General features: G+C 44.8%; 19 protein-coding genes. 17 read left to right on the forward strand and 2 right to left on the reverse strand.

Going from position 1 to position 17,872, the window contains the following annotated elements:
* Nucleotides 1–45: 45 nt before the first annotated feature.
* From argC to ACTW1R_RS01930, 13 genes are all read left to right on the forward strand, one after another.
* Nucleotides 46–1,068: an N-acetyl-gamma-glutamyl-phosphate reductase gene (argC, locus tag ACTW1R_RS01870; RefSeq protein ID WP_016609579.1), complete on the forward strand. Its 1,023-nt coding sequence runs from the start codon at nt 46–48 to the stop codon at nt 1,066–1,068.
* A 78-nt stretch (nt 1,069–1,146) separates the two neighbouring features.
* Complete coding sequence (argJ, locus tag ACTW1R_RS01875; RefSeq protein ID WP_015508860.1) at nt 1,147–2,337, forward strand: bifunctional glutamate N-acetyltransferase/amino-acid acetyltransferase ArgJ; 1,191 nt, start codon at nt 1,147–1,149, stop codon at nt 2,335–2,337.
* Nucleotides 2,338–2,372: 35 nt separating this feature from the next.
* Entirely contained in the window at nt 2,373–3,134 is a 762-nt protein-coding gene (gene argB / locus ACTW1R_RS01880) for an acetylglutamate kinase (protein ID WP_074535346.1), read from the forward strand.
* 175 nt (nt 3,135–3,309) lie between these two features.
* Nucleotides 3,310–4,131, forward strand: coding sequence for a VOC family protein (locus ACTW1R_RS01885; RefSeq protein WP_015508862.1), 822 nt, complete (start codon nt 3,310–3,312; stop codon nt 4,129–4,131).
* Nucleotides 4,132–4,330: 199 nt separating this feature from the next.
* Nucleotides 4,331–5,347, forward strand: a complete 1,017-nt coding sequence (locus ACTW1R_RS01890) for a serine hydrolase domain-containing protein (protein WP_142974005.1) — start codon at nt 4,331–4,333, stop codon at nt 5,345–5,347.
* A gap of 45 nt (nt 5,348–5,392) precedes the next feature.
* Nucleotides 5,393–6,346 carry a mannose-6-phosphate isomerase, class I gene (gene manA / locus ACTW1R_RS01895; protein WP_170927559.1) on the forward strand — a complete coding sequence of 318 codons (954 nt, stop codon included), beginning with the start codon at nt 5,393–5,395 and terminating at the stop codon, nt 6,344–6,346.
* Between the two features lie 199 nt (nt 6,347–6,545).
* Nucleotides 6,546–7,685, forward strand: coding sequence for a cysteine desulfurase family protein (locus ACTW1R_RS01900; protein WP_015508865.1), 1,140 nt, complete (start codon nt 6,546–6,548; stop codon nt 7,683–7,685).
* 68 nt (nt 7,686–7,753) lie between these two features.
* Nucleotides 7,754–8,095 (forward strand): DUF1831 domain-containing protein, encoded by a 342-nt coding sequence (locus ACTW1R_RS01905; RefSeq protein WP_005232263.1) that lies wholly within the window; start codon nt 7,754–7,756, stop codon nt 8,093–8,095.
* Nucleotides 8,096–8,272: 177 nt separating this feature from the next.
* Complete coding sequence (locus ACTW1R_RS01910) at nt 8,273–9,118, forward strand: aldo/keto reductase (RefSeq protein WP_005227233.1); 846 nt, start codon at nt 8,273–8,275, stop codon at nt 9,116–9,118.
* 41 nt (nt 9,119–9,159) lie between these two features.
* Nucleotides 9,160–9,765, forward strand: a complete 606-nt coding sequence (locus ACTW1R_RS01915; RefSeq protein ID WP_005227234.1) for a metallophosphoesterase — start codon at nt 9,160–9,162, stop codon at nt 9,763–9,765.
* Between the two features lie 205 nt (nt 9,766–9,970).
* A complete protein-coding gene (gene amaP / locus ACTW1R_RS01920) occupies nt 9,971–10,534 on the forward strand; it encodes an alkaline shock response membrane anchor protein AmaP (RefSeq protein WP_005227235.1) in 564 nt (187 codons plus the stop codon).
* 11 nt (nt 10,535–10,545) lie between these two features.
* Nucleotides 10,546–10,740, forward strand: a complete 195-nt coding sequence (locus ACTW1R_RS01925) for a DUF2273 domain-containing protein (protein ID WP_005227236.1) — start codon at nt 10,546–10,548, stop codon at nt 10,738–10,740.
* A 56-nt stretch (nt 10,741–10,796) separates the two neighbouring features.
* The gene (locus tag ACTW1R_RS01930; protein ID WP_005227237.1) at nt 10,797–11,315 is read left to right on the forward strand and encodes an Asp23/Gls24 family envelope stress response protein; all 519 of its coding nucleotides are present in this window, start codon (nt 10,797–10,799) and stop codon (nt 11,313–11,315) included.
* Between the two features lie 86 nt (nt 11,316–11,401).
* Here the strand turns inward: ACTW1R_RS01930 and ACTW1R_RS01935 are convergent, their stop codons facing one another.
* A complete protein-coding gene (locus ACTW1R_RS01935) occupies nt 11,402–12,115 on the reverse strand; it encodes a C39 family peptidase (RefSeq protein ID WP_087626828.1) in 714 nt (237 codons plus the stop codon).
* Nucleotides 12,116–12,618: 503 nt separating this feature from the next.
* Here ACTW1R_RS01935 and mnmA point away from each other — a divergent pair.
* On the forward strand, nt 12,619–13,737 hold the full coding sequence (gene mnmA, locus ACTW1R_RS01940) for a tRNA 2-thiouridine(34) synthase MnmA (RefSeq protein WP_026008140.1): 1,119 nt from the start codon (nt 12,619–12,621) through the stop codon (nt 13,735–13,737).
* A 197-nt stretch (nt 13,738–13,934) separates the two neighbouring features.
* Nucleotides 13,935–14,225: a hypothetical protein gene (locus ACTW1R_RS01945; protein WP_240935759.1), complete on the forward strand. Its 291-nt coding sequence runs from the start codon at nt 13,935–13,937 to the stop codon at nt 14,223–14,225.
* 57 nt (nt 14,226–14,282) lie between these two features.
* On the opposite strand, the gene ACTW1R_RS01950 is transcribed toward ACTW1R_RS01945, so the two are convergent.
* On the reverse strand, nt 14,283–15,143 hold the full coding sequence (locus ACTW1R_RS01950; RefSeq protein WP_118215020.1) for an AAA family ATPase: 861 nt from the start codon (nt 15,141–15,143) through the stop codon (nt 14,283–14,285).
* Between the two features lie 311 nt (nt 15,144–15,454).
* On the opposite strand from ACTW1R_RS01950, the gene ACTW1R_RS01955 reads away from it, so the two are divergent.
* Both ACTW1R_RS01955 and ACTW1R_RS01960 read left to right on the forward strand, forming a co-directional pair.
* Nucleotides 15,455–15,832 carry a DUF1033 family protein gene (locus tag ACTW1R_RS01955; RefSeq protein WP_005227251.1) on the forward strand — a complete coding sequence of 126 codons (378 nt, stop codon included), beginning with the start codon at nt 15,455–15,457 and terminating at the stop codon, nt 15,830–15,832.
* On the forward strand, nt 15,765–17,837 hold the full coding sequence (locus ACTW1R_RS01960) for a DNA topoisomerase III (protein ID WP_489927380.1): 2,073 nt from the start codon (nt 15,765–15,767) through the stop codon (nt 17,835–17,837). Before ACTW1R_RS01955 ends, ACTW1R_RS01960 begins: the two co-directional genes overlap by 68 nt.
* Nucleotides 17,838–17,872 lie beyond the last annotated feature (35 nt).

The following is a 17,872-nucleotide window of genomic DNA, read 5'->3' on the forward strand; positions in this document are numbered from 1 at the left end:
GAGTTTCTTATAATCTTAAGTAAATTCTTTTGAGGAGTGACGTGTTTGAAGGCAGCAATCGTTGGTGTAACAGGGTATACCGGAATTGAATTGATTCGTTTGATCCAGCAACATCCCCAATTGGAGGTGGGCACCTTGCATAGTCATTCTATGCATGAAAATTCATCTGTTTTGTATCCTCATTTAATTGGACTGACAGAGCGGCTGATCGAACCTTTTGATGCAGAAAAAATCCAAAAGGAAAATCAACTCGTGTTTTTTGCGACTCCTGCTGGAATCAGCAAAGAACTCGCAGCGACTCTTGTCGCAAATGACTTTCCAGTGATTGACCTTTCTGGTGATCTGCGATTGAAGGATCGGGATAGCTATCAAAAATGGTATCACCAAGAAGCTGCACCTGCCGAGTTGTTGGCACAAGCGACCTATTCGCTGCCTGAGTTTGCAACGACTCCTGGCAATTTGATCGCCAATCCAGGCTGTTATGCGACTGCTGCCATTTTAGCTGCTGCGCCGTTGGTTCAGCAAAAACTATTCAGCGGTACGTTGATTTTTGATGGCAAGTCGGGTTTGTCGGGTGCTGGTAAGAAATTGACGGACAGCAGTCACTTTGCAACCGCTGCGGATAACATGACGATGTATAAGCCAAATCAGCATCAGCATATTCCTGAGATCATGCAACAGTTTCAGCAATGGGATCAGGCAATGCCGCCGATCCAATTTTCTACCAGCTTACTGCCTGTCAAAAGAGGGATCTTTATGACGCTTTATGCGCCTATCAAAGACGCGATTTCGCAAGAGGACATCTATGAGCAGTACGTAAAAACGTATCAAGACCATCCGTTTGTCCGAGTGCAACCGTTAGGAAAGCTGCCCGAGCTGCGGCAAGTGACGGGAACGAATTTTTGTGACATTGGCATATGTTTCAATCCGCTGACCCAAGTGTTGACCGTTGTCGCAGTGATCGATAATTTAGGCAAAGGGGCTGCTGGCCAAGCGATCCAAAACTTCAATCGATGGGCAAAGATACCAGAAACGACTGGTCTTATGCAAGCACCGTTATATCCATAAAATAGCCAACAGACGCGTGAGGATACTCGTGTCAGCCAGTGGACAATCCGCAAAAAGGTGGCAGTAGGAGGAAAGAAAATGAAAGAAATCGAAGGAACGATCGCAACCCCCAAAGGTTTTTTTGCCGACGGTCTGCATTGCGGTCTGAAGAAAGAGAAAGTCGATCTTGGTTGGATCGTCTCTGAAGTGCCAGCCAGTGCTGCGGCAGTCTTTACCACCAATCAAGTACAAGCGGCACCCATTCTCGTTACAAAGGAAAAAATGCAAGCAGGCACCTTGCAAGGCGTGATCGTCAATGCGGGCAATGCCAATGCTTGTACCGGGGAGCAAGGTTTAAAAGATGCACAAGAGATGGCAGAATTGGCAGCAGCCCAGCTGCATACGAGTCCCGAAGCCTTTGCGGTAGCCTCCACCGGGATCATTGGTAAGAGCTTACCGATGGAAAAAATCACTGCAGGGATTCAGCAACTAAACAGGCAAGGGGATGCCCACCGATTTCAAAGAGCGATTTTGACGACGGATCTGACTGAAAAAAGCAGTGTCATCCAATCAACGATCGCTGACAAAACGGTGACTGTTGCGGGCTGTGCCAAAGGGTCTGGTATGATCCATCCCAATATGGCTACGATGCTGGCCTTTGTTACGACGGATGCGGCGATCGCTCCAGCACTCTTGCAAGCACTGCTGAAAGAATTAACCGACGTTACCTTCAATCAAATCACGGTCGATGGCGATACATCCACCAATGATATGGTGTTAGTTTTAGCTAACGGGTTAGCCAAAAATCCAACGATCGAAGCTGGCACGCCAGCTTATCATGAGTTTAAAGGGATGCTCAAAGCAGTTCTGACCGCACTAGCCAAAGCAGTTGCAAAGGACGGAGAAGGCGCCAGCAAATTGATCGAAGCTCATACGAGTGGAGCTGTGACCGATGAAGCAGCCCGAATGATCAGCAAAACCATCGTTGGTTCGCCACTGGTCAAAACAGCCCTCTTTGGCAAAGACCCGAACTGGGGGCGTATCTTATGTGCAGTGGGCTATAGTGGGCAGCCGATCGATCCAGCAACGGTATCGATTGCATTAGCCGACATTCCCGTCTTTGTCCAAGGGACACCGGTAGCTTTTGACGAAACCATCATGCAAGAACAATTGGCGGAAAATGAAGTCAAGGTCGTTGTCGAGCTGAAAGAAGGGGCAGGTGTTGGCACCGCTTGGGGCTGTGATCTGACGTATGACTATGTGAAAATCAACGCACTATATCATACCTGAAAGAAATCAGGTACTAGACAAAAAGGAGCGAGTAGATGGAAACGATCGTAGTAAAAATCGGCGGTGTCGCCTCAGACAATTTAACCCCGTCATTCTTTGAGACTATAGCAGATTGGCAAGCTGCGGGCAAAAAAGTAGTCATCGTCCATGGCGGCGGTCACTACATCTCAGAAATGATGGAGAAAATGGCGTTGACAGTCACGATCAAAGACGGCCTGCGGGTGACCGACCCCCAGACGCTTGAAGTAACTAGAATGGTCCTTTTGGGACAAGTTCAACCGCTGATCACGACCGCTTTCCAGCAAGCTGGGTTCCATGCCGTAGGACTGAATGCTGGCTGTGATCAACTGATTCAAGGAGAAGTCATTGATGAAGAAAAATTAGGACAGGTGGGGAAGGTTCAACAAATCAACGCTGCTTTCCTGCAGCTCTTGACAGAGAAAAAACATGTCCCGATCTTGGCACCGCTAGGAATTACCCCAGAGGGGCAATGGCTGAACATCAATGCCGATGAAGTAGCGTGTCAGGTTGCTGCCAGTTTACAAGCCGAAAAACTATATTTGTTGACGGATGTCCCTGGGATCAAGCAAGAAAGCCAGTGGTTATCGGCTGTTTCTTTTGAAGAGATCCCCCGTTTGATCACCGAAGAAGTAGTCACAGGCGGCATGCTGCCAAAACTAAAAAGTGCGCAGAAAGCCTTGAAAGCAGGGGTAGCTGCCGTTTGTATCACCGATCGAATCGATCGTTTAGGAACCCAGATCCTCGCGGCAAGTCCAGCCGCAGCTGTCTGTAGCTGAAGTCATTAGCAACACCCAAATGCCTCTTCTCTACTCATAAAAATGCAAAATTCTGACTTTTCTGTGCTTTTCTTCTTATTTTCTCTAAAAAAAGAATAAAATAGGTAGGGATTTCATTTGCTAGAATTTCGTTTTATCAGTACAATGAGTACATATGTAAGTAGGGGGAGAAACAATGACAGATTTCTTATTGGGGAGCAGTACGAAGTTGCTGACTGTTGCAATCCGGGTAAAAGACCGCGATCAAGCGATTGCCTTTTATCGGGATGTACTTGGTTTTGAGTTGAAAAGAGAAGAAAATGAATTGGCCATCTTTGGTCTAAAAGGATTAGATAGAGAAGTTTTATGGTTGGAAGAAAGCCCGCGTGCCAACGATCACTTCGGCGAGATCAAAAAAATGCAGCGCATCGTCTTAGCCGTATCCTCATTAGAAGAAGCGGCAACTATCGCGAGCAATGCCCAACAAAAAGCGATTGCTTTCGAAGAAGCTCGTTATGAAGCGAATCAATTAGGCTTTATTATAGCTGATCCAGAAGGGAACAAAATTGAAGTCTTATTTACAGCACCCGCAGGAACTGCGGTACCAAAAGACGAAGCAGAATTGATCAAAGCGGCACCTGCAAAAGCGGCTGGCTTATCAAAAGAAGCTCATTTTGGCAAGCTGTATTTAAACGTCAGTGATCTAGCCAAAGAGCAGCTTTTCTTAGAAGAAAGCTTAGGCTTGAAAACAAAAGAAGCCGAAACGAAGGAATTTATCCTCAATGATGGTGACTTCCAAGTCGGCTTGACTGAAGCACAAGGTGGTACGATCGATTTGCCGACCCATGAGGTGCTTGGCTTAGACTTCTTGAAAATCTCCATCAGTCAAGAAGATATCGATACATTGGAAAAGCACTTGTCTGAGAAGAACCAAGAGTTCTTCATCGACAAAAAACGGAAGTTGTTGACGACCTACGATGCGATCGGTATCGAATGGTGGTTTATCGTTAAAAAATAAATCTAAATAGATAAGAAAAAACATCGGAAACTCTTTTGAGTAGTCGATGTTTTTTGATGACTAAGAAACCAAGCAAGCGAATCGACTAGCTGATCGAGTCGGATAGTTGGAGGAAAAAAGGGGATAACGAGTTTTGTTTGCTGCTAAAAAGTGCTAAAGTTAGAAGCAAGACAAGCCTGAAAGGAGCGAGTATGGAACGATGACAATGTACCCAAAAACAATACAGCTCATTCAAGAAAAAATGCCGACCGTTTTCCCAGGAGCGGTGCTGCGTTTTATCGCTGGTGAAACCCAAGAGACCCATGTATTCGGACAGGCAGCGCTTCTTCCGAAAACCGAACCTATGACGAAAGACCATTTGTTTGATTTAGCCTCATTGACGAAAGTCGTTTGTACAACGAGTGTTCTGTTAAAATTGTGGGATCAAGGAAAAATCGAGATGGAGGCGCCGCTTACTCGTTGGCTGCCAGCGTTTAAAGACGATCGGGTAACGATCAAGCACTTGCTGACGCATACGGCAGCCATCAACACGTGGATTCCTCATCGAGACCAGTTGGATGCTGCTGCCTTGCGCAAGGCGTATTTGCAGCTTGAAAGCAGTGATACGATCGGTCAAACGGTCAACTATACGGATACTGGGACGATTTTGCTGGGCTTTTTATTGGAGGAGCTGTATCAAAAACCAGTGACCGAGATTTTTCAAGAAGAAGTCTTGACGCCTTTAGGCATGAAGAACAGCGGCTTTCCGCCTTTTCCTCCCTCACAGCTGCCAATGATCGTGCCTACCCAGCAGCAGCCAGACGGCAGCATCCTTAGAGGAATCACCCACGATCCTAAGGCACGGGTGTTGGGAAACCATGCCGGCAACGCAGGGTTGTTTTCTACCGTGGATGACTTGACGCTTTTCGTTCAACTGTTACTGGCAAATGGTCAGCAGCAAGGAGCGCCGTTTTTCTCAGAAAAAGTCATGCAGGCGCTAGCTCACAGGCAGACGCCTGAAAGCACAAAGCCCCGCACCTATGGCTGGGACTTATTGGGTGCGCCGTACCAATTATTTCATACAGGCTATACAGGCACGTTTCTCGCAGTAGATATCCCTAACAAAAAAGCGTTTATTTTCTTATCGAATCGGGTCCATCCAGTGGATCATCGAGAAAGCTACTTGGGTCATCGTGACGAAATCCTGCAATGTTACTTAAAAGAATCTGCCGAATAAGCGGATTCATGCTATAATATGCACGAACAACTAGAGAGGGGAACAATTATGGAACCATTGTTTATGAAACCTGTTTTTCAAGAAAAAATTTGGGGCGGCAGTCGCCTGCATTCTGTTTTTGGTTTTGATTTACCGAGCGACAAGATCGGTGAAGATTGGGCGATCAGTGCGCATCCTCATGGGGTGAGCGTCATTGAAAATGGTCCGTTTAAAGGCAAAACATTGGCGGATCTTTGGCAAGACCATCAAGAACTATTTGGTCATTCAGACGAACCAGTCTTTCCATTATTAATTAAAATTTTAGACGCGGAAGATGATCTATCCGTTCAAGTCCATCCTGATGACACGTATGGGTTAGCCCATGAAGGGGAATTAGGGAAAACGGAATGCTGGTACATCATTGATGCCGAACCAGGTGCGGAAATCATTTATGGCCACCATGCACAAACCAAAGAAGAACTTGCGGAAATGATCGAAGCGGGTCGTTGGGATGATTTGTTAACAAAAGTCCCTGTGAAAAAAGGCGATTTCTTCTATGTGCCAAGTGGAACGATCCATGCCATTGGAAAAGGGATCATGATCTTGGAAACCCAGCAGAGCTCGGATACGACTTATCGGGTGTACGACTATGATCGTACCGATGATCAAGGACAAACTCGGGAGCTGCATATCCAACAATCGATCGATGTGACGACGATTCCTGCACGGACGCCAGAATTATCGATCCGTGAGGTCAAACAAGGACAATCAGCAGTTGTTACCTATCTTGAAACGCCATTTTTCAATGTGTATGAGTGGGAAGTACGTGGAAAATTATCGTTGGCACAAAAGGCCGATTATACCTTGTTGACCGTGATCGATGGGTATGGGCATTTGATGATCGACGGTCATTCCTATGAACTAAAAATGGGCACGAGTTGCATTTTGCCAAACCCGATCAAGAAATGGGAATTGGTTGGTGAATTGACTGTCATTGCCTCTGAACCTGGAAAAAAATAAAACGATCAGTAAGTGACGTGAGCCGCACGAGCAAAACAGCACACGTTCCTGATTTTTCGTAAGGCTGAACTCGTTCAGCTGCCTGTCATCATTGGCGATTTTTCCGCTTTTGACTGACAGGTTTTTTCGTATGGACACTCACGATAGACGTCTGAGGAAGATTTGTTATAATGGCAGTAATGAAGGATAGGTGAAAAGAATGGTTTACTTAGATCATGCAGCAACGACACCGCTGCATCCAGAAGTGATCAAAGTGATGAGTGAAACGATGCAGACATTTTTTGGCAATCCATCAAGCATTCATCATTATGGTCGAGACGCCCACACCCAATTAGAATTGGCTCGTCAAGCGATCGCTCAGCAGCTAGGAGTCAAAGAACATGAGATCATTTTTAATAGTGGTGGTACCGAAAGTGATAATACAGCAATCATCGGTACAGCCCTTAGCAAACAAGCACAAGGCAAACATATCATTACGACCCAGATCGAACATCCGGCGGTCATTGAGAGTATGCGCTATTTAGAAGGCTTAGGCTTTGAGGTGACCTATTTGCCCGTAGATCAAAAGGGGCAGTTGGCCGTCAGTGAAGTTGAGGCTGCCTTACGTCCCGATACGATTTTAGTATCCATAATGACGGCAAACAATGAAACGGGCAATTTGCTGCCGATTGCAGAAATTGGGGCCCTTTTACGGGAGCATCCCGCCGTGTTTCATACCGATGCCGTGCAAGCTTATGGCAAGATCCCGCTTGAAATCAATGAAAACAGTATTGATCTTCTAAGCATTTCTGCTCACAAAATCAACGGACCAAAAGGGATCGGCTTTTTGTATAAACGAGATGGCTTGTCGCTGCCTGCGCTACTCCATGGCGGCGAGCAAGAAGAAAAACGGCGAGCAGGGACGGAAAACTTAGCAGCCATCATGGGAATGGCCAAAGCAGCTTCTTTGCATACCCCCGAAGCGCAGCAAGCAGCGGCGGAACAATATCAAACGTTTGCCGATGTGCTGATGGAGACCTTAGCAGCACAAGGCGTCGATGTTCAGTTGAATGGTGATCCAGCACACAAATTGCCGCATATTTTGAATCTGCGTTTCCCAGGTGTCAGCAGTGACTTGCTGCTGATGAAATTGGACTTAAAAGGGGCTGCGATCTCGACAGGCAGCGCTTGTACGGCGGGCAATGTGGAGCCCTCCCATGTGCTAGAAGCGATGGTGGGCAAAGAGCATCCAGCTATTCGGGAATCGGTCAGAGTCAGCTTTGGCTATGGTAACACATTGGCGGAAATCGAAGCATTTGCTCAGCTATTAGCAGAAACTGTCTTAGCCACGAAAAAGTAGGAGAACAGCTAGCAATCTCGCTGAAAACTATTTATAATGAAAGAAATGATGTTAAAGAGGTGAAGAACATGGCATTTGAAACAACAGCAACCGTTTTAGGCGCAGCAACCCAATACCGCATTGCTCCTGAAGCAAAAAAATATACGTTGCGGGACAATGGCTTTACAGAAACGAACGGCGGCAACTTCCAATTGATTCGCGGCCTTGAAGCAACACCCCAAAGCAAAGAAGGCTTTAAATTAAAAATCACTGTTGCAAAAGATCTGCAAACCTTCAAGATGTCCATCACGACAGCCAATGGGTTAAAAGCAGTCAACATTTTCAAAGATGAACAGCACAAAATGCTGCAAGAAAAATTTTACTTTTTAATGGATGGTTTTATCAGCCGCGGGTTGTTTGTCAAAGCGTAAGCTTTTGTCAAAAGCAGCTATATCGTTCAAAGGGCAAGAAGTGTGTCACTCCGCCAAGCAGGCATGGGATTGATACACTTCTTTTGTATCTTTGGCGGTTTCTTTTTATACTATAGAAAACAAACCCAAGGTGTTCGCAGGAACAGGATGAGTTAAGACGAGAAAGAGGGAATCAAGATGAAACGAACCTTAAACAAGCAATCAGTGCTAGCCGTCGGCATGGGGACTTGGCATATGGGGGATGACCCAGCTAAGGAAAAAGCCGAGATCGATGCGTTGCAAGCGGGCATCAAAGCTGGAGCGGCTGTCATCGATACCGCAGAAATGTACGGCGAGGGAAACGCAGAAACGCTAGTTGGCAAGGCGATCCAGCCCTTTACACGAGGGGATCTTTATTTGATTTCAAAAGTCTATCCCTGGAATGCCTCCGCAGATGAATTGCCGAAAGCTTTAGACCGCAGCTTAACGCGTTTAGGCACCGACTATCTTGATCTGTATCTGCTCCACTGGCGAGGAGATGTGCCGTTAGCAGAAACAGTTGACGCACTAGAAGCTGCCAAAGCCTCTGGAAAGATTCGTGCATGGGGTGTCTCTAATTTTGACGTGGCAGATATGGAGGAGCTGTTGCGGTTAGAAAACGGCGATCAATGTGCCGCCAACCAAGTACTCTATAATTTAGGTGCCCGGGGGATCGAATACGATCTTTTGCCTTGGCAGGCAGAGGCTGAGATTCCTGTGATTGCCTACTCACCCATTGCTCAAGGCGATCGGCTAGGGCACCACTTCAAAAATGATGAAGTGTTGAAAGAGCTGGCAGAAGCCAAAGGCTGCACGATCTTTCAGCTGCTTTTGGCATGGACCCTTCGACAACCCCACGTCTTAGCGATCCCCCAAACCAGTGACTCGCTGCATATGCTGCAGAACATTGAAGCTTGCAAAATCGTTTTTTCCCAAAGCGAATTGGCAGCAATCGATGCGCGGTTTCCTGCACCGACGAAAAAGCAGCCGCTAGCGATGATTTAAAGACGCTGATCACAGAAAAAGCACCAAGGTAAGGAGCGACTATGAAATTTTTTACGTCTGATACCCACTATTTTCATGCAGCCTTGCTCGGGGACAATGACTTTGCCCCACGCCCCTTTGAGACAGTGACGCAAATGCATGAAACGATGATCGCCAGCTGGAATGAGGTCGTTGCGGATAAAGATGTCGTCTATCATTTAGGGGATGTCGCGATGCACCCTGATTACGAAGCGGGCTTTCCAGAAATTGCTGCGCTGTTAGCACAGCTGCAGGGAAAAATCGTTTTTATCAAAGGCAATCATGATACCCGAGCTTTCTTTGCGTACTTGCGCAAGCATGATCCTGGTTGTTTGGGAGCCGAAAAGTATGCGTTTGAAGATGTCGGTGTCTTGCTGAAGTTTGCTCATCAGCAATTTATACTGACCCATTATCCTATGCTGCTGGGGATCACCAAAAACAGCCGTAATCTGCATGGGCATATTCATCATCACAGTGTACCGATCGCTGAGAATCTCAACGTAGGAGTCGATGCACCAGAATTGGCGTTTCTGCCACAGCCGCGTCCTTTTGGTCGGCCAGTTTCCGAAAATGAACTGGCGGTGTTGTATCATGCAAAACAACAAGAACTTACTAAGCTGGCTCGTTAACAGATAACAAAAAAAGCAAGCGTCCAAACAGATTTGGGCGGCTTGCTTTTTTTGTGATGACTTTGACAGCAAGCTTTGATTAAGGAAATTTTTTTGATAAAAATAAACTTTATATGTAAAAAATAATCGATTCCAAGAGTTATTATTTGATGGATATTTAAGAAATGTGTATGCTTTAAGTAGAAAGCAGTAAAGGAGGTTGCCAATGCGTAAGATTTCTAAAGTGATTTTTATCATCGGATTGCTTTTACTCTTACTTGTCTTTTATTTTGGGATCATCGCCAATCAGCAAGCGGCTTCATTGCCTGTTTACTTGATTCCTTTGGATGAATATCCTTGGGTCGGATCTTCCATGAGTATGCTGCTCTTTTGGTTATCTGTTGGCTTTGCCATTTTTACCGTGATCGCGCTCTTTGTCGTTTTGTTTTATCCAAAACGTTCGGACCGCTTGATCATTTCCCACAAGACAGGCGATTTAGTGATTCAGAAGAAGGCGTTAGAGCATTTTGTGCTTGAACGGGTGAAACAAGCAGATTTCATCCATCAGCCGTCCGTAAAAATCAAAATCGTCAAGAATAAAGTATCCGTAAAAATCGATGGAGAAATGAAACAAACAGCAGCCATCCCGCAAAAACAAGAAGCATTGGTTGGTGAGATCAGCAGCAGTCTGCAGCAGCTTTTCGGTATCGAAAGCAATATCCAAACGGAAGTTGTCTTAAAAGATACGCAAGAAACGCCAGCAGCCCATAACCAGCCGCGTGTAGTTTAGGAGGAACAGGTATGAGTGAATGGTTCTACCACTATAAGATCCCGCTTATCTTTGCAGGTTTCGGTTTGATCCTAGCGATCCTGTTTCTAACGATCGGCTTTTTGAAAACCATACTGCTGGTGCTGTTTACGGCACTAGGTATGTATCTGGGATTTTATCTCAAAGAAGTCGGATTCTTTGAACAATTTCAAAGACCGCGCCGTTAACTTTGGTAACATTATTAGTTTAATTTATATCAAGATTATAGTAGGAGGAATGTACGATGGAAAACCAAACAAAACCAACAACAGGTGTTAAAGGAGAATTAACTTACGAAGATAAAGTGATTCAAAAAATCGTAGGCATTGCATTAGAATCTGTAGACGGACTCTTAACAGTCGATGGCGGTTTCTTCTCAAATATTGCAGGTAAATTAGTCAACACCGATGATGTGACTTCAGGGATCAACGTTGAAGTTGGGAAAAAACAAGTGGCAGTCGATCTTGATATCGTTGCAGAATACGGCAGCGACATGACCACGATCTACGACCAAATCAAAGAGGTTGTTTCAACACAAGTCAACAAAATGACGAATTTAGACGTCATCGAAGTAAACGTGAACGTAGCAGATGTCAAAACACGTGAACAATTCGAAAAAGACTCTGAAACAGTTCAAGACAAAGTAAGCAGTGCGGCAGAAACAACTGGCGACTTTGCGTCAAAACAAACACGTAAAGCCAAAGGTGCCTTCAACCGAACAACGACGCGTATTCAAGAAAACAACGAACCACGCGTTCAATAATAGTAAGATAAGCAAAAGACTAGCTTCGGCTAGTCTTTTTTTGTCCCACAAAAGGCGTATTTTTGCAGCTTCAGCCGATCAGAACGTCAAAGCCAAAAGCTCCAATAATGGATTCCTTCTGCTTGAAAGACATCGTTAGGATAGCTTTTCTCATAATGGGCTTTTTCGGGGGAATCATTAGGATCGAATACTTGAATCGCTCCTTCTTTGTTCAAAGCCAATACCATGATATGTCCTGAGGTCGTAAAGGTTCCTGCTTGAACCGAGACCACAACGGGGATGCCTTGTGTCATTTTCTCATAGGCAGCCGCAAAGGAACTTCCTAAATCGGCAAATTGGTAACCAAAAGCTTCGGCAAACTGAGGAAAGATTTGCCAACTCGTTCCTTGTTTGGGAAGATAAAATTGATCGCCAGCCCACTTTAATAGTTTGTCAGGATTCGACGGATGATCCGTCCAAAAAGAATCGATCATCGCTAAAGAAGCAATAGCGCACCCGTTTGCTGCAAACGTATTTTGCGTTTCTCCATATCCATATGTGTCATTGCCCCAGCGTTGATCGGTTTGTACAATCAACGGCACTTGCTGCGTGTCTGCCATCGCTTGTTGAATCGCTTGATTGGCTTGGTGAGTGAACTCTTTTGAGACAAGCGCTGTCTGATCAAATTCAGCATCCCTGGCCTGATCCATCACGTAATGAATGACAAAAATACCACCGATGAGAAAAAGTAGTAGCGCCAGGCTCTTTCTTTTCTTTCCGTCGTTTCTCCTAGTTTTCGATATCCCTGTGTGTGATCTCATGAAATGCCCCTCCTCGTAAAGTAGTATCTAAAAGAAGTATAGTCTTTTTCTGATAGCGGCATTTCTGCATTTCCTGAAGAATTCCATACGATTTTATGACAAACGACCGTTTAAAAGGTGAAATGCGGCTTCTTAGCATTCGCTTATCTAGTGGTCTTTGAACAATGGGAGTCGTTTGGACGGCTGTCGATAAGATACACAAAAAGCAGCGCTTCTTCTATTGGGCTGAATGGGGGAAGAACGAACAGCGGGTTTCCTCCAGATGACTTTTCTAAAAATGATTTTGCCCCTAGTGATTTATTACGCCAAGAACAGCAGTAATAAAAGGACGGCTGTGGATCGAATGAAAGAAGAACTTATCTAGTAACAAGGAATTTATAAGAAAAGACAGCAAACAGTGAACTTTTTTGTGTTTTGTTGTATAATGCAAATTACTGAAAAGTTGCGACCTTCAAATCGTAGATGATTTCAGAATCTATAATTGAAATGATGGTGAAACGATCATGTCTAACGAAAACACCCGTGTGGTGGTTGGAATGAGTGGCGGGGTAGACTCGTCAGTAACAGCACTTTTGCTGAAAGAACAAGGGTATGATGTTGTCGGGATCTTTATGAAAAATTGGGATGATACCGATGAAAACGGTGTTTGTACCGCAACAGAAGACTACAAAGACGTAGCCAAAGTGGCTGCGCAAATCGGGATTCCTTATTATTCAGTGAATTTCGAAAAAGAATATTGGGACCGTGTATTTGAATATTTCCTTGCAGAATACCGTGCCGGACGGACACCTAATCCAGATGTCATGTGTAACAAGGAAATCAAGTTCAAAGCCTTTTTGGATTATGCGATGGATCTTGGTGCCGATTATGTAGCAACTGGCCATTATGCGCAAGTGACCGTTGATGAAAACGGCGTGACTCATATGTTGCGTGGCGTGGATAACAACAAAGATCAAACGTATTTCTTAAGCCAATTGTCACAAGAACAATTGAGCAAAACCATGTTCCCACTAGGCGGCATGGAAAAATCAGAAGTACGAGCGATCGCTGAACGGGCAGGTCTAGCAACAGCCAAGAAAAAAGATTCCACGGGTGTCTGCTTTATCGGAGAAAAGAATTTCAAACAATTTTTGAGTAATTACTTGCCAGCGAAAAAAGGCAATATGGTTACATTAGATGGCGAAGTCAAAGGACAACACGATGGCTTGATGTACTACACCATCGGACAACGTCAAGGCTTAGGCATTGGCGGCGGCGGTGCCACTCAAGAACCATGGTTTGTCGTAGGAAAAGACTTGGCGACCAACACTTTGTATGTGGGGCAAGGATTCCATCACCCCGCATTGTATGCAGATCGCTTGGAAGCAAGCCAAATCCACTTTACTACAGAACAAGACCGCGGCACGGAATTTTCATGCACAGCAAAATTCCGCTACCGTCAACAAGATGTACCAGTAACGGTGCGTCTATTAGATGGAGATCGAGCAGAAGTGATTTTTGACGAACCAGTCCGCGCCATCACTCCTGGACAAGCAGTCGTTTTTTATGACGGGATGGAATGCTTGGGCGGCGGTTTGATCGATGCAGCCTACAAAGAAGCCAAAGAATTACAATATGTTTAACCACTAACACAATCAGTCCTAGCTAAGAACACTGAACCAATCAGTTGCACTTAGCTAGGGCTTTTTATCAATCAATTCGAAAATCCGAATAGAGCGAGCGCTTTCTATTTTAAAAAAATAGTCAAATTATGCTATAATTTAGATAGAAAATGAATGTTTTTGATGCATTGGCATTTTTAAAAGAAAGGAGGAGGAGCATGAATCGTACAAAAGCCAATCTCATGAAATCGGGGTTTGTCGTTAGTGTCGTAGGGGTGGTGGTGCTTCATCAGACTCAGGTCGTTTCAAGTCAAATCAATCATCTTGCCTTAGCCGTACTATTTGGGTTAGTCGGGTATTTGATTGTTTTTAAAAAGTTCTACTTTTTGTCCTCTCAGATTGCGGGGCATTCCGATCAGTATAACCAAGCAGAAGTCAAGTGGGGCAAAATTGCGGGAGTGGTCGCCTTCTGTATTGCGCTGATCAATTTGATTTTGGTCTTTGTGTGAGTGCGACGGAAAAAAAGCCGCCAAAAGAAATCTTTGGCGGAAACTGGGTTGCTTTGCTCATGATCGATCATCAAATTCGGCTTGGTGTGCTTGAAAAAAGCGGTAATACTGCTGGACACTGGCTAACTGGGTCCACTTCCGAACATCGACGGGCGTTTGATCCAAATCATAGATTTTGGCTTCCTTTAAAGATAAAACGAAAGGACTATGGGTAGCAATAATGAATTGACACTGTTCATAGCGGACAAAATCTTCCAGTAACTGCACCAATTCCAGCTGACGCTCAGCAGAAAGAGAATTTTCTGGTTCATCTAATAAGTAAAGGCTGTTGGGACGAATCTTTTCTTGAAAGAAGCGAAAGGCACTTTCACCATTGGAATATTCTCGGACATTGTCGATCAAGTGCTTGCGGGTGAATTTGGACTGTGTGTTGGATCGTGCAAGATTGATTTTCTTCAATTCATGGTAATCGTCAAAACCCGTGAAACGAAAGTCTGCATACTTTGCTTGGTAGTATTCTTGGAATACTTCTTCTCGGCGATGATCGATCCCTTGATTCAAATTTCGAATAGCCAGCATGTAATCAAAGACATCATCGCTGGTCAAAAGTACTTTTTCTTGCGGTTCGTCGATGCTGCCAGTAGTACAGTAGGCTAAGTAGTCCTCGAAAAAATTCGAGCGATTATACGCAGCAAAGCGCTGCGCGTGGATCTTTTCGGCAATCACGTTCAATGCGGTGGTTTTGCCAGAACCATTGCCGCCATATAAAATCGTGACCGGTTCAAAATCGATCTGCTGAAAAAGGCGGGCACTGAGAATCTGAAAAGGGTAGTAAGAATCATAAACGGTTCGTTTGATGGAAAGGAAAAAATCAAACTCGGTCTCTTGATCGGGAAAAGTGATTTGTTCGAGATACATGGGGCACCTCCTGGCAATTTCGTGGTTGTCATTATTGTAGCATATCCATCGCAGACAAATTTTTTTTACGAGGTTAAAATAAATCTTGTTTGATATTTTTTTAATCTTTTGATGTTATATTCACAACAGGAAACATCTGTGCTAGACTATAGGGGCATAGAAATAATGTAATCTTAAACAACCGATAAATCGTACAAAAAAACGAGGGTTTAATGAATTTTTAAAGCAATGTTTAAATGCTGAAACTTATTCCTTGCAAGTTTAAGTAAAAGTGACTAATATGAGGAAGGAATCGTGAAAGGAGCAATGGAATGTATCAAGTAGTAGTCATGTATGGGGACAATGAACCGTGGTGGTTTTTTGAGGGATGGCAGTCAGATATTCAAGAGGCGTTCACATTTGCAACTTTCAGCGAGGCGCAGTCATTTTATGAACAAAAATGGCAAGAAATCAGAGAAGAGTATTCGTACATAAATGCAAAATCAAACTTTATGACGGCTTTTTGGAATGAAGAAGACGAACGCTGGTGCGAAGAATGCGACGATTACCTCCAACAATATATTGGACTGGCATTGCTCAAAGAATATCAGCAAGTCGTCGATGAAAGCAGGAAAGATTTTTATGAAACAACTAATTCTAGCGGAAAAGCCAAGCGTTGCCAAAGACCTCAGCAAAGTTTTGGGCTGTGAGCAAAAACATAAAAATTATTACGAAGGACCCAAGGTGATCGTTACTTGGGCCCTTGGTCATTTATTGGGCTTGAAAATGCCTGAAGATTTAAACAAAGACTGGGCATCATGGCAGATGGAAACGTTACCGATGATCCCTAAGTCCATCGGGATCAAGCCGTTGCCAAAAACCGGTCATCAACTAAAAGCCATCAAACAGTTGGCTCAAAGAAAAGATGTCGGGGAAGTCGTGATCGCTACCGATGCGGGAAGAGAAGGGGAGCTAGTCGCTCGCTGGATTTTGGAGTGGGTTCGTTTTGACAAACCAGTCAAACGTTTGTGGATTTCTTCGCAAACCCCTAAAGCCATCAAAGAAGGCTTTGCAAAATTGCAGTCAGCCAAGCACTACGACAATCTTTACTACTCCGCCCTTGCGCGGGCAAAAGCCGACTGGCTGGTAGGGTTGAATGTCACCCGGGCGTTGACGGTCAAATATCAAGACAATCTTAGTGCGGGTCGGGTCCAAACCCCTACCTTAGCTTTGGTGCGCAGTCAGGAAATGCAGATCGAGAGTTTCCGTCCGCAAACCTATCATGTGATTACCCTAAACGTAGGCGATGCCAAGGCTCGCCTGCAGCAAAAAAATCCTTATCAATTAAAAGAACGCAGCGATGCCGAAGCATTGGTCAAACAGATGAGTCAACAGAATGGTCGCGTGACAGCGATCGAAGAAAAGGTCAAAACAGAAAGTGCACCACTGCCATACGATTTGACAGAGATCCAACGAGAAGCCAATCAGCGTTATGGTTTTTCTGCCAAGAAGACCTTGTCGCTTGTTCAAAGCTTGTATGAAACCCACAAGATCGTCACTTATCCAAGGACGGATTCCAAGTATTTGACCAATGATATGAAGGCAACCATGAAGGAACGCCTGCAGGCAGTTGCGGATTTTGCCCCAGAAGTCAAAGGATACTTGAAAAATGGCGGACAAGTGGTGCAGCAAGCTGTCTTCAATGATAAAAAAGTTACCGATCACCATGCCCTATTGCCAACGGAACAGCGGGCACGTTATGAAAAATTAACTACCGATGAACAACGGATCTATCAAATGATCGTTAGTCGTTTCTTAATGCTCTTTGCGAAACCCCATAAAAAGCAGCAGCAGAAAGTGACCGTGACCTTTGGTTCAGAAACCTTTGTATTCAACCGCAATATCGTGTTAGAAGCGGGATGGAAAACGACTTCTGAAGAAGAAACCAGTGATGTGGCTTGGCAAAAAGGCAGTACCGTCAAGCCTGAGTTTACCATCCAGAAAGAGTTGACTACACCACCGAAACCGTTGAATGAAGGAACTCTTTTAGGCAAAATGGAAAAACACAGTCTTGGTACGCCGGCAACCCGTGCGGAGATCATTGAAAAGCTGATCAAATCTGAGCTGATGGAGCGGGCCCCAAGCGGCTTGCAAGTATCGCCAAAAGGCAAGCAGCTGTTAGTCTTAGTCAATCCATCCTTGGTGACACCAGAATTGACGGAAAAATGGGAGAAGGAACTGGAAGCCATTGCGAAAGGCACCTATTCTGCCCAAACCTTCCTCGCACAAATCGAAGCAGACACAAAACAATTGGTTAAAGAAATCAAGCAAAGTGAGAGCAAGTACCAAGATTTCTCATTGACCCAAAAACGGTGTCCAGAATGCGGCGAACCCTTGCGGGAGAAAAATACCCGTGATGGCAAGATCTATGTTTGTTCCAGTGGCACCTGCAAGTACCGTCGTCGGAAAGACCCGAAAGTTTCAAACCGACGCTGCCCGCAATGCCACCGAAAGATGGAGATCATTGAAGGCAAAAACGGCGCCTATTTCCGCTGTAAATTCGATGGGACCACCGAAAAAATGGCGGATAAAAAGGAACGCAGCAAAAAGCTGTCGAAACACGAAGAACGCCGCTTGATGAACAAAATCAATCAAGAAGAACCGCAAGAAAGCCCATTAGCAGCTGCTTTAAAAGCTGCGATGGAGAAGAAATAACTGCATGAGGTAGAAAATGAAAAAGAGTGAGGACG

This window comes from Enterococcus sp. R12, assembly GCF_058135755.1.